This window comes from Pseudomonas rhizoryzae, assembly GCF_005250615.1.
Classification (GTDB): Bacteria; Pseudomonadota; Gammaproteobacteria; order Pseudomonadales; family Pseudomonadaceae; genus Chryseomonas; species Chryseomonas rhizoryzae.
In genome coordinates, this window is the sequence record NZ_SULM01000023.1 from 13272 (window position 1) to 34428 (window position 21157).

Here is a 21157-nt window from a genome sequence, read left to right on the forward strand (position 1 = left end):
CTCCTTGCACACAGGCGTGGCCCCCTGCACCCTTTTGTTCCCCTCCCGCTGCAGTATGCGGATAGTCACTGCAGCCAGCGGATAGTCATCGGGTAACGGAGCTCGTTCTTGGCCGCTGTTGGACGGCTCTGAGCAGGGTTCTGCAATGCACGGGCCAAGCGAGCCGTCTAGCGCGGCTTTCAGGGCGATCAGCGGTCATTCCGATTGCCTGCGTCTAGCCCTCGTCGTGGCGCAGCCGCCCATGCTCGCTGCGTACCGCCGCCATGAAGGTCTGCATGGCCGAGGACTGCACTCGGTGCCGGCGACGGATCAGGCCATAGGGCGGCAGTCGCGGCTCGAAGGCGATGGGCAATATCGCCAGCAGGTGGCGGCCGGGATAGTCATTGACCACCGAAAGCGGCGTGACCCCGAGCATGTCGGTCTGCTGGACCAGCGCCAGCAGGGTCATGATGGAGGTGGTCTCGACGATGCTGCCGGGGATGTCGACCCGGGCATTGTGGAAGGCCTGATTGATGATGGCGCGCATCGGACTGGGATGCTGTTGTAGCACCCAGGTGTGCTCCTGCAATTCGCCCCAGGTGAGATGGGTTGCCTGCGCCAGCGGATTCTGGGCGCCCGCGATTACGCAGAGCACCTCTTCGCCGAGGCTGTCGAACAGCAGCTCCTCGGCGCGAGTGCCGGTGGGGATGCGGCCGAGCACTACGTCCAGTTGGTCCTGCAGGAGCGCCTGCACCAGCACATCGCTGGTATCCACCTGGATCGACATGGACAGCCGCGGATGGCTCTGCTTGAGCGTGGCGATGGTGCGGGTCAGCAGCCCCGAGGCCAGCGCCGGGATGGCACCCACCGCGACGCGGCCGAGATTGCCCGATTCCAGGGCAACCAGTTCTTCGCGCATGCCCGAGAGTTCGGCGAAGACCATTCGCGCGTAGTAGATCACCGTCTCGCCGAAGGCCGTGGCGCGCATGCCGCGCGGCAAGCGCTCGAACAGTTCGACACCCAGCAGGCTCTCGATCTCGTGGAGCATCTTGGTGGCCGCCGGTTGGGTCATGCCGATGTCGTCGGCGGCGCGGCGCAGCGAGCCGAATTCGGCGAGGGCCAGCACCAGGCGCAACTGGCGCAGACGCAGGCGGCTATGGATGGTGTGGGCGTCGGGAATGCGGGTCATGCGGGCGCGCCGTGGGGCAGGGGAGACGGCTAGGGTAGCGCAGAAGCTGGTGCCTGGCGTGAGCGCGGCGCGCGTCCGCCAGGCCGGCGCGTTCACGAGGGGCGTACCTTGGCTTGCGGTTGTCCCCGGCGCAGCGCTTGCAGCAGCCGTACCAGCAGCGGCCAGCAGAGCATCAGCAGCGCGGCGGTGGTCAGGCTGCCCACCAGGGGGTTGGACCAGAAGATGCCCAGCTGGCCATCGGAGAACAGCATCGATTGGCGAAAGGCGTCCTCGGCCTTGTCGCCCAGTACCGCCGCCAGCACCAGCGGGGCGATGGGATAGCCGAGCTTCTTGAAGGCATAGCCGAGCAGGCCGAAGCCGAGCATCAGCCAGACGTCGAACAGGCTGTTGTGCACCGAGTAGGCGCCGATCACGCAGACGGTGAAGATGATGGGCGCGATGATGCAGAAGGGGATGCGCAGGATGGCGGCGAACAGCGGTACCGTCGCCAGCACCACGATCAGGCTGACCACATTGCCCAGGTACATGCTGGCGATCAGGCTCCAGACGAAGTCGTGCTGTTCGGCGAACAGGGTCGGGCCGGGGTGCAGGCCCCAGATCATCAGGCCGCCGAGCATCACCGCTGCGGTGGCCGAACCGGGAATGCCCAGGGTCAGCATGGGCAGCAGGGCGCTGGTGCCGGCGCTGTGATCGGCGGTCTCCGGGGCGATCACCCCTTCCAGTTCGCCCTTGCCGAAGCCGTCGCGATTCTTCGAGAAGCGCCGGGCCAGGCTGTAGCTCATGAAGGAGGCCGCCGTAGGGCCGCCCGGCGTCACGCCCATCCAGCAGCCTACCAGGGCGCTGCGCAGCCAGGTGAGCCAGTAGCGCGGCAGTTGCTTCCAGGTGCCGAGCACGGTCCTCAGGGTGATGCGCGCCTGCTCGCCGCGAAAGACCAGGCCTTCCTCCACGGTGCAGAGGATCTCGCCGATGCCGAACAGGCCGATCACCGCCACCTCGAAGCTGATGCCCGAGAGCAGCGCCGGCTGGTCGAAGGTCAGGCGCAGGTTGCCGGACACCGTATCCATGCCCACCGCCGCCATGGCGAAGCCGATCATCATGGCCGCCACCGTCTTCAGCGGCGGATTCTTGCTCATGCCGATGAAGGTACAGAAGGCCAGCAGGTAGACGGCGAAGAATTCCGGCGAGCTGAACTCCATGGCGAAGGCGGCGATGCGGCTGGAGAGGAAGGTCAGCAACAGCACCCCGACCAGGGCCCCCAGCAGCGCCGAGGTGAAGGCCGCCGTCAGGGCCTCGCCGGCACGCCCCTGGCGCGCCAGGGGGTAGCCATCGAAGGTGGTGGCCACCGACGAGGGTTCGCCCGGGATGTTGAACAGGATGGAGGTGATGGAACCGCCGAACAGCGCGCCCCAGTACATGCAGGAGAGCAGGATGATGGCCGAGGTGGGGCTCATGGTGAAGGTCAGCGGCAGCAGCAGGGCGACGCCATTGGGCGCGCCCAGGCCGGGCAATACCCCGACCAGGATGCCGAGCAACACGCCGACCACCATCAGCGCGATATGGTGGAAGGACAGGATCAGGCCCATCCCGTGCATCAGGGAGTCAAATTCGCTCATGACAGGGTCCTCAGCAGGCGGGCGAGGTCGGCCAGGGGCCCGGCATCCAGCGGCACCTTGAACCAGAGGGCGAAGATCAGATAGCTGGCCAGGCTCACCCCGCCGGCGGTGCCCACGATCTGCAGCACGCCATAGCGGCGCTGCCGCTGGCGGTCCCGTGCCATGAACCAGGCGATGAACAGGAAGGCCGTGAGATAGAGACCGAGCAGGGGCAGGGCGGCGACGAAGGCCAGCATCGGCAGGAATACCCGCAGCACCTGGCCGAAGGCGGCACGCTCGACGAAGGCCGTGCGCAACGCCTGCCAGCGCCACAGCGTCTGCAACGCCGTGGCCAGGCTGGCCAGGGTGAGCAGCAGGCCGATGTAGAAGGGAAAGTAGCCCGGTTCCGGACCGGCATCTCCCCAGCCGATACCCTGTTCCAGACTGCCGAACATCACGATGCCGCCGAGCCCGGCGGTGAAAGCCGCCAGGCCGAGTTCCACCCACCGGGTGGCGATCAGGGAATCTCCGGCCATGGCCGTCTCTCCTGTGTCGATGCGCGCCGATCAGCGCTTGAGCCAGCCCGCTTCCTCGAACACCGGGGTGACCCGGGCGGTGTCCTGGGCGATGTAGTCCTGCAGCGCCTGGCCTTCGAGGAAGGTTGGCACCAGGGCGTTGCGCTCGATGTAGGCCTTGAACTCCGGGGTCTGGCTGACCTTGCGCAGCAGCGCCACGTAGAAGGCCCGCTGTTCCTCGCTGACCCCGCCCGGCAACAGCACGGTGCGCGGGAAGCGGTACTGGTCGATGCCCAGGCCCTGTTCCTTGCAGGTGGGTACGTCCGACCAGGCGCGGGTCTCGGTGACCTTGGCGGTATAGGCCATGCGGTTCTGACTGAACACGCACAGCGGCTCCACCTGGCCGCCGCGCCATTGGCTCAGGCTCTCGCTGGGATTGTTGACGTTGGAGGTGATGTGCTTGCCGGCCAGCTGGGTGGCTGCCTCGCTGCCGCTCTTGAAGGGGATATAGGTGAGCTTGGTGCCCTCGGTGCGATTGAGCAGCAGGGTCAGGGTCTGGTCGACATCCTTGGACTGGCTGCCGCCCATACGCTTGCCGGCCGGGTCCTGCTTGATGGCGTCGACATAGCCGCGGGCGTCCTTCCAGGGCGCGTCGGCGTAGGTCCAGAGGATGAAGTCATCCTCGGCGATGGCCGCCACCGGAGTCAGGTCGGCGAGCTGGTAGCCGAGCTTGGCGGTTAGCGGCAGCAGATAGACGTTGTTGGTGGCGATGACCAGCTTGTCCGCCTCGCCCTTGGCCAGCTTCATCTCCAGGAAGGCCTCGGCGCCGTTGCCGCCCCCTTTGTTCATCACCACGGTGCTGGCATCGAGCAGTTTGTGCTGGGTGATGATCGACTGGATCAGCCGGCCGAGCTGGTCGGTGCCGCCACCGGGGCCGCCGGCGACCACGATCTCTACCTTGCCCTCCGGTTGCCACGCCGCGTGCGCCATTGGCGCGGTCACGGCGAGAAAGCCTAGGGGGAGGGCGGCGAGCAGGGAGGGGCTGCGCATGGGATTTCCTCTTTCTTGTCGTTGTTTTAGTGAGGTCGAGTCTGCGCAGCCCTTGCCGGAACTGACCACTCAAAAATAGACATGCCTCGATAGCCTGGAGTTATGCCTGAAAAGGGCGCTTCGCTGGATACCGCGTGGCAGAGGGTTTGCTGGCTCCTGACCGGACGGACCTATTTCCTGGGCTTATACCCTTATCCTCGGATTTGCATTGGACGGTTATCACCTTGCGCCGGATAGTCGAGCTCGTCAGTCGATCACCGAATGCCCATAACAACAATTCCAGGGATCACCGCCATGCTCTCTACCTCCCGTTCCTCACGCCTCGTGGATGGCGCTGTCGTATCAGCGGCAGCACAGCCCTCCAGGGTTCGCTGGCGCATCTTCGCCATCATCTTCGGCCTGACCGTCATCAACCTGGTGGACCGGGTGTCCCTGTCCATCGCCATGCCCACCATCGCCCGCGAATTCCAGCTGACGCCGGCCGTCCAGGGGCTGATCCTCAGCAGCTTCTTCTGGGCCTACGCCCTGCTGCAGATTCCCGGCGGCTGGCTGATCGACCGCTACGGCCCGCGCCGGGTGATCGGCTGGTCCACCGGGCTCTGGGGTGTCTTCCAGACCCTCGCCGCCTTCGCCACCGGCGGGTTGTCGCTGATCTTCGCCCGGGTCGCCCTGGGCGCCGCCGAGGCACCGCTGTTTCCTGCCGGTGGCAAGCTCAATTCCCTGTGGCTGGCCTCCAGCGAGCGGGGGCGCGGTGCGGTGCTGATGGATTGCGGCGGTCCGCTGGGCGTGGCCCTGGGCGGCCTGCTCATCGCCTATTTGATCGCCGTCTTCGGCTCCTGGCGCACCGCCTTCTTCGTCGCCGGTATCGCCACCCTGGCCATGGCCTGGCTCGCCTGGCGCTACCTGCGCGACGATCCGGCAATCCATCCGGGGGTCAACGCTGCCGAACTCGCGCGCATCAACGAGGGCCGCACCACCTCCATGGCCCAGGCCGCCAAGGCCGGCGCCCAGGGCCTCGGCATCGCCCGGCGTTCCCTGGCCGGCATCCTGCTCGGCCGCGCCAGCTGGGCCATGGTCTTCTTCGGCCTGCTGACCTGGGGGCCCAGCTACCTGGCCCAGGCTCGCGGCTTCGACATCAAGGGCATAGGCGCCGCTACCTTCGTCATCTTTCTCTGCGGTGCGGCCGGCTCCCTGGTCGGCGGCTTCCTCTGCGACCTGCTGGTCCGCCAGGGCGTGCGTCGTGGGCTCGCCGCCAAGGGACTGCTGTCCTGTTCCGGCCTGGTGGCGCTGGCGGCCTTCCTGCTGCTGCCGCTGCTGACCAATCCCTATGCCGCGGTGGGGCTGCTGTCGCTGACCGCCTTCTTCCTCATGTGGGGCAGCCTCTACTGGAGCTTCCCGGCCTTGCTGGCGGCACCGGCGCGGGTCGGGCTGATCGGCGGGGTGATGAATTTGGCCGGCAGCCTCGGTGGTATCGCCGTGCCCATCATGGTCGGCTTGCTGCTGCAGCACCTGGGCGGCTATCCGGCGGTGCTGGGCTTCTTCGCCCTCTGCTCGGGTCTGTTCATCCTCGGCACCCTGCTGATCGGCCTGGACGACCGGGAGGTGGCCCATGGCTGAGCGCTACAACGGACCCATCATCGACGCCCATCACCATTTCTGGGAGCCGGGGCGCAACTTCCATCCCTGGCTGTCCGGCGCGGAGACCATCCCGTTCCGCTACGGTGACTACAGCGCTATCAAGGGCGACTACCTGCCCGAGCAGTACTTCGCCGACGCCGCTGGCCACGACGTGGTCCAGACCGTCTACGTCGAGGCCGAGTGGGACCCGCGCGATCCCTTCGGCGAGACCCGTTACATCCACCAGTTGGCCAGCCGTCACGGCGTACCCAATGCGGTGGTCGCCCAGGCCTGGCTGGACGCCGAAGACGCCGCCGAGTTGCTCGCCGCCCAGGCCGCCTTCGCGCGGGTACGCAGCGTGAGACACAAGCCCGGTGGCCCCTGCCGTCCGGAGGAGGTGGGTCGCCAGCGCACCCTGATGAGCGACGAGCGTTGGCGGCGTGGCTATGCCGAATTGCAGCGGCACGGCCTGCACTTCGATCTGCAGACGCCCTGGTGGAATCTCGACGAGGCCTGCCACCTGGCGCGGGACTTCCCGGCCATCCGGTTGATCCTCAACCATACGGGGCTACCTTCCGATCGTAGCGCCGAAGGCTTGGCCGCCTGGCGCGCCGCCTTGGCCCGGCTGGCCGAGTGGCCCAACGTGGCACTGAAGATCTCCGGTCTGGGCCTGGCCGGTCAGCCCTGGCGCGCCGAGGACAACGCCTGGATCGTCCGCGAGGCCATCGCCATCTTCGGCCCTGAACGCGCCATGTTCGCCAGCAACTTCCCGGTGGATCGGCTCTGCGGTAGCTTCGATACCATCTTCAGCGGTTTCAAGCGCCTGGTGGCCGAGCTACCCGCTGCCAGTCAACGCCAGCTGTTCCACGACACCGCCCAGCGTCTCTATCGCCCCCTGACCGCCGCGCCTTCGCTGAGCGTACCGACGGCCTGAACAGTCGCTGTGGCTCGTTATAAGGCAAACTTCCGTCGCGATATAACGTCGCGGCTGAAGTTTGCCTTTTTTTATTTTAAGGTTGTCGGCTGGATGCCTTTTTGCGGTCTTTCCGCCACTTTCGCTCGTCGACTTTGATACTTTTTTAGTATCTCTGCACCTGTTCAAAAGTATTAGGCAGGTCGCCCGTTTTATTTGATGCTCAACGCGGCAGGGATAACTTCTCTGTCTTATATCTGCCGCGATGACGTCGATCTTCGGCAAAGAATAAAAACAATGGCTATCGCGGGAGACATCCCGTGATGGTGATTAGGCTTACGCCCGACATTCAGGGCCTGCCTAGCCGCCACCGAGGTGAACGATGGTGACCCGTATTCATCCGTTTCTCTGTGCTGCCGCGGGCTGTGCGCTGGCAACGCTTGCACTGAGTATCCCCTGGGCTGGTCAGGCTTGGCTGTGGCAGCCCCTGTCGGGAGCCGGCGAACATCACCTGAGTCTGCTCGCCGCCTGGCATGGACGCCTCATGGTAATGGCCTGGGGGCTGCTGTTTCCCGCCGGCATCCTGATCGCTCGCTATGCCAAGGTCACGCCGCGGCAACGCTGGCCCGAGCAACTGGATAACAAGCTCTGGTGGCGTCTGCATCTGCTGTTGCAAAGCCTCGGCAGCCTGCTGATGTTGCTGGCGCTTGGGCTCATCCTGGTTGTCGCCCAGGGCGCGACGAGCCTGGCGCGCTGGCATGCGCTGGGCGGCTGGAGCCTGGTCGCCGGCGTCGTCATCCAGGTCGTCGGCGGCCGTCTGAGAGGCAGCAAGGGTGGACCGGGTATCCCGGGCGACCACTACCTCATGACCCGCCGCCGCCTGGTCTTCGAATACGTCCACAAGACCCTGGGCTGGTTGGCCCTGGTGCTGTCCGTGCCGGTCGTCCTCGCTGGCCTCATAGTGGCCGATGCGCCGCGCTGGATGTTCCTGCTGTTGATCCTTTGGTGGACCGCCTTGATCGTTCTGGTCATCACCTTGCAGCGGCGGCGGTGTTGCCTGGATACCTACCAGGCCATCTGGGGACCGGCCGACTGTCATCCCGGTAATCGCCTGAGGCCCATAGGCTGGGGCGTATTCCGCCACGCTGAACCTGAGACGTTCATTCCCACGAAAACTCAGTGTCGTACCAAATTCGTTCGAAGCAATTAAGTGTTCGATTCGCTGTTTTGCCCTTCTACTACAATAAAAAGAGCGTGCCATGACGACGACTATTTTGCTGTTGATCGGCTTATTATCGATCCTCTCGCTGTTGATATTGATCATTCCCCTGAAGTTGCCACCCTTCATCGCCTTGATCAGTGTGGCCACGGCGACCGCCCTGGTCTCCGGCGTCGCGCCGGCGCAACTGGCTCAAGCCGTGGAGGGCGGCCTGGGCAAGACGCTGGGACACATCGCCGTGATCATCGCGTTGGGGGCCATGGTGGGCCGGATGATCGAAATCTCCGGTGGCGCCACGGTACTGTCGCGGCTATTGGTCATCCGCCTGGGTAGTCATCGCGTATTGCTGGCGCTGGGCCTGGCAGCCTTCGCCGTCGGCGTGCCGGTGTTCTTCGAGGTGGGCGTCATCATGCTCATGCCGCTGGCGATGGGGCTGGCCACTGAACGGCACTGGCCGCTGTATCGCCTCGGCTTGCCCATGTGTGGCGTCCTGCTGGTGGTACATGCCCTGCTGCCACCTCACCCGGGCGCGGTCGCCGTCGCCACGGCGTTCGGTGTGGAGGTGGGCCGGGTGCTCGCCTTCGGTTTGCCGATCGCCGCCGTCACCTGTGTGCTGCTGCTGATCACTGGCCGACGCCTGTTCGAACGTGCCTGCCGGGTCACCGCGCCGGCCAGCGAGCCCCAGGGTCCGCTTGCCGGACCGCTGGAAGAGCGACCCGCGGCGGGGCCGGGGCGGGTGGTGCTGGTGATCATCTGCCCCATCCTGTTGATCCTGCTGGGCGTATTGGCCCCCAGCCTGCCGGTGCCACCGGCGCTGCGCGCCACCCTGGAGGTCCTGGGAGTACCCTATGTGGCCCTGCTCGTGGACGTCTTTCTCGCCCTGTGGTTGCTGGGGTTGGCACGGGGCCTGGCGCTGCGGGAGGTGTCGACGCAACTGGCCGCCGCCATTCCCGGCATCGCCATGATCATCCTCATCACCGGTGCCGGCGGCGCCTTCGCCAACATCATGGTGCAGACCGGCATCGGCGCGGCGCTGGCCAAGGCCATGCAGGCCACGGGGCTGCCGATCCTGCTGCTGGCCTACCTCATCACCCTGATGATCAGAGCCGCCCAGGGCCCCACTACCGTCGCCCTGATGACCACCGCCGGTATCGTCCTGCCGATGACCCAGACCCTGGGGCTGAGCCCTAACCAGACCGCGCTAGTCGGGCTGGCCATGGGGGCGGGTGGTATCGGTCTGTCCCACGTCAACGATGCCGGCTTCTGGATCGTCACCCGTCTGCTGGGCCTCAGCGTCGCCGACGGCCTGCGCAGCTGGACCCTGCTCACCACCCTGGCCAGCCTGTTCGCCCTGGGCTGCATCTCTTGCCTCTGGCCTTTCGTTTGATCGATCAAGGAGTGTTCCCGATGTCGGAAGCCACCATCATTCTGTTCGATGACCGAGCCGCGGCGCTGCAATACGCCTGCAGCCCCCTGGAGCGTCTCGCCAGTGGTGCCCTCTGGAGCGAAGGGCCGGTCTGGCTGCCCGCCGAGCAGGCGCTGCTCTGGAGCGATATCCCCAACAACCGCATGCTGCGTTGGAGCGAGGCCGCTGGCCTGAGCGTCTGGCGCGAATCGGTCGGCTTCAGCAATGGCCATGCCCTGGCGGCGGACGGTTCGGTCCTGCACTGCTCACACGGCCACCGGGCGATCCTACGCACGCCGTGCCGGAACGGCCGCCTGGCCGCGACTGAAGAAGTCCTGGTCGACCGCTACCAGGGCCGGCGCCTCAACTCGCCCAATGACCTGGTGGTGAAGCGCGATGGGACGATCTGGTTCAGCGATCCGCCCTACGGCATCCTCTCCGACCGCGAAGGCCAGGTCGCGCCCCAGGAACAACGTCACCAGTACGTCTTCCGCTACGACCCCGCGGACGGCCAGCTGGATGTGGTCAGCGACTTCGTCGAGGACCCCAACGGTCTGGCCTTTTCACCGGACGAGCGCATCCTCTACGTCTCCGACACCTCGGCCGCCCGGCGCGCTGATGGGCACCACCGCATCGTCGCCTTCGACGTCATAGGTGGGCGTTCCCTGGCCAATCCCTGGCTTTTCGCCGAGGTGGAGCCTGGCCTGCCGGATGGCTTCCGGGTGTCGCGCAATGGCTGGCTCTATACCAGTAGCGCCTGCGGTGTGCAGCTCTATCATCCCGACGGCACCCGGCTGGCGCTCATCCCGGTACCCGAGATGGTCGGCAACCTGACCTTCGACGAGCACGAGCGGGCGCTCTACATCCTGGCTACCACCTCGCTCTATCGGCTGGCCTTCGACCGGCCCGCGCACTCACTGGGATGAACGGCGACCGCTTCGACCTGATCCGGCTCGTGCGAGGGCGCCAGCAGGACCTGTGTCTCTTCGCGCAGCGCCTGCACGCAAGGCGAGGGCTCGCGATAGGCCAGCGCCAGTGCATAGGGCAGGGGGGAACCGGGGCCTTCCAGCTCGCGCCAGGCCAGTTCCGCGGCTTGGCGCCGGGCGTACTGGCGGGGCATCAGGGCGATGCCGAGGCCCGCGGCGACCAGGCCGGCGGTGGTCTGCATCTGCCGCGAATGCTGGGCCACGCGCGGTACGAAGCCCGCCTCGGCGCAGCCGAGCAGGATACGTGCATACATGCCCGGGCCATCATGGGGGGCGAAGAGGATCCAGGGCTCTGCGGCGCAATCGGTGAGGTTCAGGGTAGGGCGCGCGGCGAGGTGATGCCCCAGGGGCAGCGCTACCACCAGGCGGTCCTCGAACAGCGGATCGAACTGGATGTCTCCGGCATCGGCGACGGGCAAGACCAGCACCCCGGCATCGAGGCGATCCTGACGCAGCAGCTCCAGTTGCTCCGGTGGTGTCGCCTCCCACAACTGGATGTCGACGGAAGGATGGTGCGCCCGATAGTGGCGCAACAGGCGGGGCAGCAGGCCACCGACCTGACTGTCGACGCAGCCGATCCGCAGCGACCCGGTCAAGCCCGCAGCCGCCTGGCGCGCCGCGTTGCACGCGCGTTCGGCCTGGGCCAGGGTGCGCCGGGCTTCCAACAGGAACAGGCTACCGGCTGCCGTGAGCCGCGTAGAGCGATTGTCGCGCTCCAGCAAGACCACCCCCAGATCTTCTTCGAGTCGGCGAATCGCCGCACTCAGCGGTGGCTGGGCCATGTTGAGACGCTCGGCTGCGCGCCGGAAGTTGAGGGTCTCGGCCACGGCCACGTACTGGCGCATCTGACGCAAATCGATCATCGGCGGGCTTCTTGTTATCGCGGCTGTCCGTCGAGTATGCGCCGGCTTTTTCCAGGCTGCCTAGCGCGGCTGAGGCCCGGGGTAGGTTCTGTACGAAAAGTCGCCGAGCGAAGGTCAGGCGAGGCCTAGGCGGCCCCGCGAAAAAGGCTGAGGAAGCGGAGTTTACGAGTGGTAAATGAGCATTCCGAAGCCTTTTTCAACGAAGCATCACCGAGCGTAGGCATTTTTCGTACAGAACCTAGACATAACCTCAGGCTATGCACCTATGAGCAGCTTTGATTGGACGGTTATAGCAGCCACTGGCGATAGTCGGACTCATGAAAACAACAACGCAGAGCCTCGCCATGAGCTCCTTTCTCCACGGCATGTCGGCCAGCAGCGCCTCGATGCCCTTCACCTCATGCGAATTCCTTTCCCTGTGCCATATCCCAAGGTTATCGACCGGATATGGCTGGCCGAAGCTTGCGACTCTCACCACGGAGCCTCCTGCCTCCGTGCCTCCCTCCCTGTCCTGAGGATTCCTCTATGAGCACCCCAACGCTTCCCCGCCTGGCCGTGGTACTAGGCGATCCCGCCGGCATCGGCCCGGAACTCATCGCCCGGCTGCTCACCGATCCCGAGGTGCGCAGCCGCGCTCGCCTGGTGCTGATCGCCGATGAGGAAGAAGCCCGTACCGGCATGCGCATCGCCGGTTGCGAGTATCCGTATCGGCGCATCGACCGCCTGGATGCCCTCGACTTCCACGACGACGTGCCCTTGCTCTATCCCTATCGCGGCACGGCCGAGGGCCCCTTTCCGCGCAGCGAGGCCAGTGTCGTCGGGGGGCGCTACAGCCTGGATACCCTGGCTATCGCCCTGGATCTGACCCAGGCCGGCCGCACCGATGCCATCCTCTTCGGCCCGCTGAACAAGACCTCGCTGCACCTGGCCGGGATGGGCCACAACGACGAGCTGCACTGGTTCGCCGAGCACCTGGGCTACCAGGGCCCCTTCTGCGAATTCAACGTGCTGGACGACCTCTGGACCTCGCGGGTGACCTCCCACGTCGCCCTCAAGGAAGTCCCCGGTCTGCTCAGCCAGGAGCGGGTGATCGAGGCCATCCAACTGATCGACAACGAACTCAAGCGCAGTGGTCTCGCCCGGCCGCGCATCGGTGTCTGCGGCCTCAATCCGCACAATGGCGACAACGGCAGCTTCGGACGCGAGGAGCTGGATCTGATCGGCCCCGCGGTGGAGCGTGCCAAGGCGCTGGGCATCGCCGCCGACGGCCCCTATCCGGCCGATACCATCTTTCTCAAGGTCCAGGGCGATGCCCGCGCCTTCGATGCGGTGGTCACCATGTACCACGACCAGGGCCAGATCGCGATCAAGCTGATGGACTTCTCCCGCGGCGTGACGGTGCAGGGTGGCTTGCCCATTCCCATCACCACCCCGGCCCACGGCACCGCCTTCGACATCGCCGGCCAGGGTCGCGCCAACGTCGGTGCTACGCGCCAGGCCTTCGAAATCGCCTGCCGCCTGGGGCGTGCGAAACACTGAAGAGCCTTTCCTCCATAACAACAACAAAGGAGCGTCACCATGGCTGTCATCGCCCGTCGTTTGGCCGTCTCGCTGAGCGTGGAGGCCCGCTCATGAGCAGCCTCATCGAAGAGTCCGGCTTGCCCGCGTCCACGCACATCCAGGCGCAGGTCACCCAGCAGCGCTGGTTGCGGGTCATTCCGCCGATCCTCATCGCCTGCATCATGTCCTACGTCGACCGCATCAGCATCGCCTTCGCCATGCCCGGCGGCATGGCCAGCGACCTGGGCGTATCGGCCAGCATGGTCGGCTTCGCCGGCGGCATCTTCTTCATCGGCTATCTGTTCCTGCAGATTCCCGGCGGCAAGATCGCCGTGCACGGCAGCGGCAAGGCCTTCATCGGCTGGTCGTTGCTGGCCTGGGCGATCATCTCGGTGCTCACCGGTCTGGTGCGCAACGAGTACGAGCTGCTGTTCCTGCGCTTCGCCCTGGGCGTGGCCGAGGGCGGCATGCTGCCGGTGGTGCTGACCATGATCGCCAACTGGTTCCCAGACCACGAACGGGGCCGGGCCAACGCCATCGTCATCATGTTCGTTCCCCTGGCGGGCATCATCAGCGCGCCGCTGTCCGGCTGGATCATCGCCGTCTTCGACTGGCGCGTGCTGTTCATCAGTGCCGGGATCGGCTCGGCGCTGGTCATGGTGCTCTGGTGGTTGACGGTGAGCGACCGCCCGCAGGAAGCCAAGTGGCTATCCGCAGCCGAGCGCGACTACCTGGTGCACACCCTTAGCGCCGAACAGCAGCGGCTGCGTGCCCAGGGCGAGGCCAAGCAGTCCCTGCGCCAGATCCTGCCCGAGCGCACGCTCTGGCACCTCATCGCCGTCAACTTCTTCTATCAATTCGGCATCTACGGCTACACCCTGTGGCTGCCGAGCATCCTCAAGGAACTCACCCACAGTGGCATGGGCCTGGTCGGCATGCTGACCATCCTGCCGTATCTCGCCGCCTTGGCCGGCATGTTCCTTTTCTCCAACCTGTCGGATCGCACTGGCCGTCGGCGTCTCTTCGTCTGCCTGCCGTTGGCCGGCTTCGCTGCCTGCCTGTTCCTGTCCGTCACCCTGCACGAGCACCTGTGGCTGGCCTATGCGGCCCTGGTCGGCTGCGGCTTCTTCCTGCAGTCCGCGGCAGGCGTCTTCTGGACCATCCCGCCACGGCTGTTCAGCGCCGAAGCCGCCGGCGGCGCCCGCGGCCTGATCAATGCCTTGGGCAACCTGGGCGGCTTCTGCGGACCCTACCTGGTCGGCGTACTCATCGTCCGCTACGACCAGGGTACCGGCGTGTACTGCCTGGCGATTTCCCTGGCGACCGCGGCGATGCTGGCCTTGCTGCTACCCCGGCGTTGCGAACGCTGATCCCCTCAATTGCTCTGGAGTGAACCCATGAGTCGTGAAATTCTCTTGCTGGTCGAGAAGTGCGCCCACACCTTCAGCTTCTACGACGTCGACAGTGGCGATGCCCTCGAACACATCCCGCTACCCGAGTTTCCCCACGAATTCGTGGTGGATGCCGCCAATCGCTACGCCTATGTCGGTCACTACGGTATCGAGACGTCGAGCCACAAGGGCGAGGGCGGCTGCTCGGTGTTCGTCATCGACCTGCAGGCGCGCAAGCACGTACGCACCCTGGATATCTGGCCCTATCGACGTCCCCACGGCCTGGCGCTGGATGACCAGGGCCGCCTCTACGTACTCAGTGAAGCCGATTCCACTCTGCTGATCTTCGACGAGCCGGAGCGCCGCGACGTCCCTGATCGTGCCGTACCCTCGGGCGGCTACAAGAGCCACCTGGTCGCCCTGAGTCGCGATGGTGCCACGGCCTTCGCCCTCAACCTGCTGAGCAACACCGTCACCCGTCTCGCACCCCAGGATCCGACCCGCGCTCCCGAACCGTTGCAGCCCGGCAGCCGTCCGGAAGGCAACTGCTTCAGCCGCGACGAGCGCCTGCTCTATGTCAGCACCCGCGGTGACGACGGCATCGTCGCCATCGATACCCAGAGCCTGGACATCGTCGCCCGCGGCCGCACCGGTCGTGACCCAACGCGCATCTATCGTGACCGCCGCGACCGTCTCTATGTCACCAATTACGGCGAAACCTCGCTGTCGGTGTTCGACGAGCGTCTACAACCGCTCGGGCGCATCGAGCTGGAGAGCACCGCCATCGCCATGAGCCTGCATCCTACCCGTGACCTGGCCTTCGTCACCCTCAAGGACCAACGCGTGGGCATGCTCGACCTGGAGACCTGGCAGATGCGCCGCTACTTCAAGACCCTGCTGGAGCCCGACGTGTCCCAGGTCATAGTGGCATGACGCAGCGGGCCCTGATCGATGCCCATCACCACCTCTGGGACCTTGGCCGGCTCGACTATCCTTGGCTGCAAGGGGAGGGCGAGCCCGGCTTCTTCCTCGGCGACTACCGGGCGCTGCGCCGTAACTATCTGCCCGAGGATTTCCGGCGCGATACCGCTAGTGTCCGGCTACTGGCCTCGGTGCATTGCGAAGCCGAGCAGGCGCGCGGCAATCCACTGGCCGAAACGCAGTGGCTGACCGAGCAACAAGCCCGTACCGGCCTGCCCACGGTGCTGGTGGCCTGGGCGCCGCTCCTGTCGCCCGCTGCGGAAGGGATCCTCGAAGCCCACCTGCAGTCGCCGCTATTACGGGGCATCCGCTACAAGCCCCTGACGGCCCGTACGCCTGCCGAAATCCAGCGGGTACGCGGCCAACCGGGCAGCCTGCAAGACCCGGCGTGGCACGCGGCGCTGGCCCTCCTGCAGCGACTGGGCCTGAGCTGGGACCTGCGCGTGCCCGGGTGGCACCTGGAGGAGGCGGCGGCCTTGCTCGAAGCCCACCCCGAACTGACTGTCGTCCTCAATCACACGGGTTTGCCCTGGGATCGTAGCCCCACGGGCTTGGCGCTCTGGCGAAGGGGCATGCAAGCCTTGGCACGGCTGCCGCACGTCGCGGTCAAGGTCTCGGAGTTCGGCCTGCCCGAACCTGGCTGGGACGTGGAGCAGAACCGCCGCCTGGTACGCGACACTCTGGAGCTCTTCGGTCACGAGCGCTGCCTGTTCGCCAGCAACTTCCCCGTCGCCGGCCTGCGCATCGGCTACGCCGAACTGGTCGCCCACTTCGAAGCCTTCCTCGCCCAGGACACACCCGCCCAGCGTGAAGCCTTCTTCTGGCGTACGGCCCAGCGGGTATACCGCATTCCCCTGACCATTCCGATGCCATAACAGCTCTCGCAGGTATTACGGACTCGCCATTTCCTCAGGTTATCGATGCATGCGAGGAATTGATTAGTGCCGGTGTCGCCTTGTTCCTACAGTCGACTACACGCCGTGGCGTGAACCTCTAAGAATCCAGGAGCTATATCGTGAAAATCACCAGCGTCCGTACCCGCGTCTTCGAATGGAAAGGCAAGGTTGTCCCGCCCCAAGCGCACTTCTGCACCAATGCCACCGATATCCTCTACGAGCGCGGGGACGCCATGGGCTCCTTCCGCTTCCACGGCTGGCTGGTGGTGGAAATCGAGACCGATAGTGGTTTGGTCGGCCTTGGCAACTGCGCCCTGGCACCACGGGTGGCCAAGGAAATCATCGACCTCTACCTGACGCCCATCGTCCTGGGCCAGGACCCCTTCGACAACGAATACCTCTGGCAGAAGATGTACCGCCGTACCCACGCCTGGGGTCGCAAGGGCATCGGCATGGCCGCCATCTCCGCGGTGGACCTGGCGCTCTGGGACCTGATGGGCAAGGCCGTGAACAAGCCGGTGTTCAAGCTCCTCGGCGGTCGCACCAAGGAAAAAATCCCCTGCTACGCCTCCAAGCTCTATGCCAACGACAACCTGGATCTATTCCTGGAAGAGGCCCAGGGCTATCTCAGCCAGGGCTTCAGTGCCCTCAAGATGAGATTCGGCTACGGTCCCAAGGACGGCCCCGCTGGCATGAGACGCAACATCGAGCAGGTGCGTGCCCTGCGCGAGCTGGCCGGTCCCGATGTGGACATCATGCTGGAGTGCTACATGGGCTGGACCCTGGAATATGCCCGCCGCATGCTGCCCAAGCTGGCCGAGTTCGAACCGCGCTGGCTGGAAGAGCCGGTCATCGCCGACGACATCGAAGGCTACGTCGAACTCAAGAAGATGGGCATCATGCCCATCTCCGGCGGCGAGCACGAATTCACCTCCTACGGCTTCAAGGACCTCCTCGAGCGCCGCGCCGTTGACGTCATCCAGTACGACACCAACCGCGTCGGCGGCATCACTGCCGCACGCAAGGTCAACGCACTCGCGGAGGCCTGGTCGGTCCCGGTCATCCCCCATGCCGGCCAGATGCATAACTACCACCTGACCATGGCCAGCACCGCCTCACCCATGGCCGAATTCTTCCCGGTATTCGACGTGGAAGTGGGCAACGAACTCTTCTACTACGTGTTCAAGGGCGAACCCCAGCCAGTCGGTGGCTACCTGCAACTGGACGATGACAAACCCGGTCTCGGGCTTGAGCTCTCGGAAGAGCATCTCAAGGATTTCACTGTGATCGAGTGAAGGTTCCTATCCGCACCTGCTTTTCCTGGCGATGGTAGGTGCGGATACCTTTCTTAGACCTCAGCCTGCTGGTGTCGCCACTCCTGAGTGCGACCTCCATAGCCATAGGCCGCCGCTCGTGTATCGATCAGATGCACGTAGCATAAGTCGTGCAGATCGGGCCTTAGCGTCGCCATGGCGGCCTGGACCTCACGCAGAAAGCGCGCCTTCTCACCTTTGGTATTCGTCTCGTCGGTGATGCTGATGTCGAGATGGAAGGCACTACGGCCTAGCGTCGCCAGTGACTGGCCGCCCAGGAACCAGTCTGCGACGGGTATGTACTGAACAGTTGTCGCCATCAGCTCAGGGCGCTTGCCTAAATGCTCCTCCACTAGGCGGTTGATCACTTCCACTGCCTGTTGGCCGAGCGCTTCATCTCGCTCGCCGGACAATTGAAGAACGATATGGGGCATGGCTAATTCCTCATTGGATGGTGTTGGCCAGTCTGAGTAACTCCTTTTCAGCGGAAAAGCGGGAAGATAAAATGGTATCCATCGGTTTTTGGAATGGATGCTTATGCAGGGCTTCGATCTCGAACACCTTCGCACCCTGGTGACGGCAGTAGATACGGGTAGCCTTTCGGCTGCGGTACCTCTGCGTTGCCTGTCCCAGTCAGCGCTGAGCGAGCAACTGAGAAAGCTGGAAGAGCGCGCCGGCCAGCCATTGCTGATTCGCAGTAAGACCGGGGTCAGGCCTACCGCTGCGGGCGAGCGTCTGCTGCAACATGCCAGACCGCTGTTGGCCATGGCCGATGCAGCCTGGCGCGACTTGCACGGGGTTCCCCTCGAAGGTGAGGCCAGCCTCGGCGTGACGGACTACTTTCGTCCGGCGGATCTGGCGCGCCTCTTGGCACGCCTGCATCGACAGCTTCCCCGACTACGCCTACGCACTCGTATAGGTAGAAGCGACGAACTAGAAATTGCCCAGCGTCAGGGCGATCTGGATCTTGCCATAGTCATGCATCTGGAGGCTGGCGAGCGAGCCGTGCCAGCGGCGGCCAGTCTCTTGCACCGGGAGGCATTAGCCTGGGTTGGCTCCTTGAGTGAGGACCTGCTTCAGGCAGGGCGGCCGGTACCCTTGGCCCTGTTGCCAGAGAGCTGCTCCTTGCACCGCCTGGCCTGCGCCCGACTGGAAGCCGAAGGTATTCCCTACGTCGTCAACCACATCGCCTCTGGCGTCACGGGCCTTCAGGCGGCGGTATCTGCCGGCCTTGGAATTGCCTGTCTGAATGCGTCGGCTGTCGCAGGGCAAGGATTGCGCTTGCTCGACGAAGACGCTCTGCCTTCCCTGCCCAAAGTGCAATTCGTTCTATTACGGCCTCGGCTGGAGGGCGAATCACCGCGTTCGCGGCAGTTGCAGGCGCTAGGCGATGCAGTTGCAGAAGCCTTGCGAGGATAGATGAGAAAGCTCGTCGGCACGACGCTTGACTCAACCTGCCAGGATCGCCGCCGCTCCGCGCGGCTGCCGCGTGTACCACAGCACCCGGCTCACGCCCCGGGTCACTGCCACATAACTCAGACGCAGCGCCTCGTCGGCCATGGCTTCGTCGTAGCTTTGTTGGAAATGCCCACTGACTGCATAAAGCGCGTTCCGCAGGGGGTGCGTCTGCTGGGGCTGGCCATCGTCCAGCACGATCGCTACCTCTGCCTGCAAGCCCTTGGCTCGGTGGATGGTGCAGGTTCGCACGCCAGGCTGGCGTCCCAACTGTTCGTTCAGGGCTTTCAGAGGTGCATTCAGACGGCTCATCACCATCACCGCGCAACGCTCCGGCCGTTCACGTTCCGCCGCATAGCGCCGCTGTACCTCAATCTCATTCAGCAGCGAGGGCAACTGCCGACCGATATCGAATTGCGGTACGACCTTCACGCCATGCCCTTGCTCATCTGCAGTACGGAAAGCTTGGGTACGCTTGGGCTGTTTGTGGCGCACCTGCGCCAGGATACGCTCACCATCCGCCACGATCTGCGGCGAAGACCTATAGTTGGTGCCCAGCATCAATGTCTGGCTCGGTTTTTGACCAGGAAACCAGTGATCGAAATGAATGAACAATTCCGGTGAGCTGCCACGCCAGCCATAGATGGATTGCCAGTCATCGCCGATGGCCATCAAGGACGGCGCGACCTTTTCTTCGGCAAGCCTTCGTTGGACCTGTTGGAGCCACAGAGCGATCTGCGGCGAGATGTCTTGGAATTCATCGATCAGCAAATGGGTAAAGGGCTCCAGACGGCCAATCAGGGCACGGCTGGGCTTCTTTTCCAGGCGATCCGTCAGGACGGCGAAGGCGGTGTTGAAGGTGACGAGTCGCTGCTCCTTCAACAGCTTGCCGAAATGCCGCCAAAACTGCTGCATGGCTTCCAGGAAGATTCGATCTCGTGTCGAGCATTCCAGCTGACTGCTCTTGAGCGAGCCGACGCGTATTCCCAGGGTTTCGGCGAACGACGCCTGGCTGTAGAAGAGCTCGAACAGCGGTTGTGGCTGTCGTTCGCCATTGAGTACGAAGGGCTGCAGTGGAGCATCGGTCGGAGGGGCTCCTTCGTCCGGTGCCGCCAGCTCCAGCAGTAGATGAATGCGTCGGCGAAATCCGGCTTCTTCGCGATAACACTTCTCGTAAGCCTGCAACAGCAATTCACGCTGACCGTCATTCAGCGTCGCACCCGCTAGCAGGGCATTGTCAGGCTCGTCGTCCGATTTGGCATTCGTAGATAGTTGCTCGAACCACTGCGTAGCCCGCAACTCCAGGCGAGCCAGTTGCGCCATCGCAGAATGAAAGGTTCGCACCAGTTCTTTTGTCGCCTCGTCGTCAAGGGGCATGTCCCAGAATGCTAGGACGCGCTTCAGCTGGCTGCGCAGCTCTTCACAGGACGCCTTGGTAAAGGAGATGACCGTCAACCGTTCCCGTGGAATATCCAGGTGACAAAGCATGAACACTACCCGCAGCACCAGCGTCGTAGTTTTACCCGAACCGGCTCCGGCAAAGATCCGTGTCGCAGCAGTGCGAGCCAGGATCATCTTCCACTGCTCTGGCGAAGGTGACTGGATGATGCCTTGGGCTACGGCTTGCTCGACCCGATTCCTCATCCGCTGCTCCTGCGAGCGCTTTACCGTGAGCGCAGGGCCATAGATCTGTATAGGGGAGGGCGCAGCAGTCATGGTGGGTTGAGCGATAGGCTCCTTCTTATTGTTGCCTGCCTGCCGTAATGCCTTTGACGCCCGCGGTACCTTTTGAGGCTTCGACTCGGCTGTTTTCTTCCGGTGGTTGGGCGCGGGCTCTCCTTTAAGGAAGAGCGCGGTGCGCGGAAACCAGTCGCCCAGGGTTTTCGCCAGGTGTTGTCGATAGCGGGCCAGGATGGAAGTCATGCAATCCTCGAAACATCGTCTTCCGGCATCTTACCCTGCATGAATGACAACCCGTCCTTTCCGAGCCTTTCGAGTGCGCTTTGAAAGATTCTTAAAATAACCTGTTGACCTGCTCCGAAACTCCCCTATAATGCGCCCCACTTCCGGCGCAGACGCTGAAGGGGCTTGAAAATCAAGCACTTAGGTCTGAGTCGGGCGAGGGGTCAACGGAGTCCTCGCCGCTTGGTCAACGTCTTCGGCGATGACGAAGTGAAAGGGGAGGGGTTGACAGCGTCTTAGGATGCTGTAGGATTCGCCTCCCGCTGCCGCG

18 protein-coding genes are annotated in these 21157 nt (G+C 64.5%); 11 read left to right on the forward strand and 7 right to left on the reverse strand.

The window, feature by feature from the left end:
- Window positions 1-214: 214 nt before the first annotated feature.
- From FAZ11_RS23735 to FAZ11_RS23750, 4 genes are all read right to left on the reverse strand, one after another.
- Entirely contained in the window at window positions 215-1168 is a 954-nt protein-coding gene (locus FAZ11_RS23735; RefSeq protein ID WP_137279621.1) for a LysR family transcriptional regulator, read from the reverse strand.
- A 92-nt stretch (window positions 1169-1260) separates the two neighbouring features.
- Complete coding sequence (locus FAZ11_RS23740; RefSeq protein WP_137279614.1) at window positions 1261-2781, reverse strand: tripartite tricarboxylate transporter permease; 1521 nt, start codon at window positions 2779-2781, stop codon at window positions 1261-1263.
- Window positions 2778-3296, reverse strand: a complete 519-nt coding sequence (locus FAZ11_RS23745; RefSeq protein ID WP_137279613.1) for a tripartite tricarboxylate transporter TctB family protein — start codon at window positions 3294-3296, stop codon at window positions 2778-2780. The genes FAZ11_RS23740 and FAZ11_RS23745 overlap by 4 nt, the downstream gene beginning before the upstream one ends.
- 30 nt (window positions 3297-3326) lie before the next feature.
- Window positions 3327-4325 (reverse strand): Bug family tripartite tricarboxylate transporter substrate binding protein, encoded by a 999-nt coding sequence (locus tag FAZ11_RS23750; protein ID WP_074527722.1) that lies wholly within the window; start codon window positions 4323-4325, stop codon window positions 3327-3329.
- Window positions 4326-4619: 294 nt separating this feature from the next.
- Between FAZ11_RS23750 and FAZ11_RS23755 the strand changes: the two genes are divergently transcribed.
- The 5 genes from FAZ11_RS23755 (at window position 4620) to FAZ11_RS23775 (ending at window position 10405) form a co-directional block, all read left to right on the forward strand.
- Complete coding sequence (locus FAZ11_RS23755) at window positions 4620-5942, forward strand: MFS transporter (RefSeq protein ID WP_058787064.1); 1323 nt, start codon at window positions 4620-4622, stop codon at window positions 5940-5942.
- Window positions 5935-6876, forward strand: coding sequence for an amidohydrolase family protein (locus tag FAZ11_RS23760; RefSeq protein ID WP_137279612.1), 942 nt, complete (start codon window positions 5935-5937; stop codon window positions 6874-6876). The genes FAZ11_RS23755 and FAZ11_RS23760 overlap by 8 nt, the downstream gene beginning before the upstream one ends.
- 361 nt (window positions 6877-7237) lie before the next feature.
- Entirely contained in the window at window positions 7238-8065 is an 828-nt protein-coding gene (locus FAZ11_RS23765) for a cytochrome b561 domain-containing protein (RefSeq protein WP_204957144.1), read from the forward strand.
- Between the two features lie 49 nt (window positions 8066-8114).
- Window positions 8115-9461, forward strand: a complete 1347-nt coding sequence (locus FAZ11_RS23770; protein WP_137279611.1) for a GntT/GntP/DsdX family permease — start codon at window positions 8115-8117, stop codon at window positions 9459-9461.
- A gap of 20 nt (window positions 9462-9481) precedes the next feature.
- A complete protein-coding gene (locus FAZ11_RS23775) occupies window positions 9482-10405 on the forward strand; it encodes an SMP-30/gluconolactonase/LRE family protein (protein WP_137279610.1) in 924 nt (307 codons plus the stop codon).
- On the opposite strand, the gene FAZ11_RS23780 is transcribed toward FAZ11_RS23775, so the two are convergent.
- Complete coding sequence (locus FAZ11_RS23780) at window positions 10363-11328, reverse strand: LysR family transcriptional regulator (protein WP_137279609.1); 966 nt, start codon at window positions 11326-11328, stop codon at window positions 10363-10365. The two genes, FAZ11_RS23775 and FAZ11_RS23780, sit on opposite strands and share 43 nt — an antisense overlap.
- Window positions 11329-11853: 525 nt before the next feature.
- Here FAZ11_RS23780 and FAZ11_RS23785 point away from each other — a divergent pair.
- The 5 genes from FAZ11_RS23785 to FAZ11_RS23805 all read left to right on the forward strand — a co-directional run bounded on the left by FAZ11_RS23785 (window position 11854) and on the right by FAZ11_RS23805 (window position 17451).
- The gene (locus FAZ11_RS23785) at window positions 11854-12867 is read left to right on the forward strand and encodes a 4-hydroxythreonine-4-phosphate dehydrogenase PdxA (RefSeq protein WP_137279608.1); all 1014 of its coding nucleotides are present in this window, start codon (window positions 11854-11856) and stop codon (window positions 12865-12867) included.
- A 92-nt stretch (window positions 12868-12959) separates the two neighbouring features.
- A complete protein-coding gene (locus tag FAZ11_RS23790; RefSeq protein ID WP_137279607.1) occupies window positions 12960-14258 on the forward strand; it encodes an MFS transporter in 1299 nt (432 codons plus the stop codon).
- A gap of 27 nt (window positions 14259-14285) precedes the next feature.
- Window positions 14286-15212: a YncE family protein gene (locus FAZ11_RS23795; RefSeq protein ID WP_058768770.1), complete on the forward strand. Its 927-nt coding sequence runs from the start codon at window positions 14286-14288 to the stop codon at window positions 15210-15212.
- Window positions 15209-16135, forward strand: a complete 927-nt coding sequence (locus FAZ11_RS23800) for an amidohydrolase family protein (RefSeq protein ID WP_137279606.1) — start codon at window positions 15209-15211, stop codon at window positions 16133-16135. Before FAZ11_RS23795 ends, FAZ11_RS23800 begins: the two co-directional genes overlap by 4 nt.
- 140 nt (window positions 16136-16275) lie before the next feature.
- Complete coding sequence (locus FAZ11_RS23805) at window positions 16276-17451, forward strand: L-rhamnonate dehydratase (RefSeq protein ID WP_137279605.1); 1176 nt, start codon at window positions 16276-16278, stop codon at window positions 17449-17451.
- A 53-nt stretch (window positions 17452-17504) separates the two neighbouring features.
- Here FAZ11_RS23805 and FAZ11_RS23810 read toward each other — a convergent pair whose 3' ends face one another.
- A complete protein-coding gene (locus FAZ11_RS23810; RefSeq protein ID WP_137279604.1) occupies window positions 17505-17903 on the reverse strand; it encodes a tautomerase family protein in 399 nt (132 codons plus the stop codon).
- 103 nt (window positions 17904-18006) lie between these two features.
- Here FAZ11_RS23810 and FAZ11_RS23815 point away from each other — a divergent pair, with 103 nt between their 5' ends.
- Window positions 18007-18888: a LysR family transcriptional regulator gene (locus FAZ11_RS23815; protein ID WP_137279603.1), complete on the forward strand. Its 882-nt coding sequence runs from the start codon at window positions 18007-18009 to the stop codon at window positions 18886-18888.
- Between the two features lie 30 nt (window positions 18889-18918).
- Here the strand turns inward: FAZ11_RS23815 and FAZ11_RS23820 are convergent, their stop codons facing one another.
- Complete coding sequence (locus FAZ11_RS23820; protein WP_058772580.1) at window positions 18919-20847, reverse strand: UvrD-helicase domain-containing protein; 1929 nt, start codon at window positions 20845-20847, stop codon at window positions 18919-18921.
- Window positions 20848-21157: the final 310 nt, after the last annotated feature.

Excerpts from the sequence above, each read along its gene's own strand:
- FAZ11_RS23735 (WP_137279621.1), bottom strand. The coding sequence starts at position 1,168 with ATGACCCGCATTCCCGACGCCCACACCATCCATAGCCGCCTGCGTCTG.
- FAZ11_RS23740 (WP_137279614.1), bottom strand. The coding sequence starts at position 2,781 with ATGAGCGAATTTGACTCCCTGATGCACGGGATGGGCCTGATCCTGTCC.
- FAZ11_RS23745 (WP_137279613.1), bottom strand. The coding sequence starts at position 3,296 with ATGGCCGGAGATTCCCTGATCGCCACCCGGTGGGTGGAACTCGGCCTG.
- FAZ11_RS23750 (WP_074527722.1), bottom strand. The coding sequence starts at position 4,325 with ATGCGCAGCCCCTCCCTGCTCGCCGCCCTCCCCCTAGGCTTTCTCGCC.
- FAZ11_RS23755 (WP_058787064.1), top strand. The coding sequence starts at position 4,620 with ATGCTCTCTACCTCCCGTTCCTCACGCCTCGTGGATGGCGCTGTCGTA.
- FAZ11_RS23760 (WP_137279612.1), top strand. The coding sequence starts at position 5,935 with ATGGCTGAGCGCTACAACGGACCCATCATCGACGCCCATCACCATTTC.
- FAZ11_RS23765 (WP_204957144.1), top strand. The coding sequence starts at position 7,238 with ATGGTGACCCGTATTCATCCGTTTCTCTGTGCTGCCGCGGGCTGTGCG.
- FAZ11_RS23770 (WP_137279611.1), top strand. The coding sequence starts at position 8,115 with ATGACGACGACTATTTTGCTGTTGATCGGCTTATTATCGATCCTCTCG.
- FAZ11_RS23775 (WP_137279610.1), top strand. The coding sequence starts at position 9,482 with ATGTCGGAAGCCACCATCATTCTGTTCGATGACCGAGCCGCGGCGCTG.
- FAZ11_RS23780 (WP_137279609.1), bottom strand. The coding sequence starts at position 11,328 with ATGATCGATTTGCGTCAGATGCGCCAGTACGTGGCCGTGGCCGAGACC.
- FAZ11_RS23785 (WP_137279608.1), top strand. The coding sequence starts at position 11,854 with ATGAGCACCCCAACGCTTCCCCGCCTGGCCGTGGTACTAGGCGATCCC.
- FAZ11_RS23790 (WP_137279607.1), top strand. The coding sequence starts at position 12,960 with ATGAGCAGCCTCATCGAAGAGTCCGGCTTGCCCGCGTCCACGCACATC.
- FAZ11_RS23795 (WP_058768770.1), top strand. The coding sequence starts at position 14,286 with ATGAGTCGTGAAATTCTCTTGCTGGTCGAGAAGTGCGCCCACACCTTC.
- FAZ11_RS23800 (WP_137279606.1), top strand. The coding sequence starts at position 15,209 with ATGACGCAGCGGGCCCTGATCGATGCCCATCACCACCTCTGGGACCTT.
- FAZ11_RS23810 (WP_137279604.1), bottom strand. The coding sequence starts at position 17,903 with ATGCCCCATATCGTTCTTCAATTGTCCGGCGAGCGAGATGAAGCGCTC.
- FAZ11_RS23815 (WP_137279603.1), top strand. The coding sequence starts at position 18,007 with ATGCAGGGCTTCGATCTCGAACACCTTCGCACCCTGGTGACGGCAGTA.
- FAZ11_RS23820 (WP_058772580.1), bottom strand. The coding sequence starts at position 20,847 with ATGACTTCCATCCTGGCCCGCTATCGACAACACCTGGCGAAAACCCTG.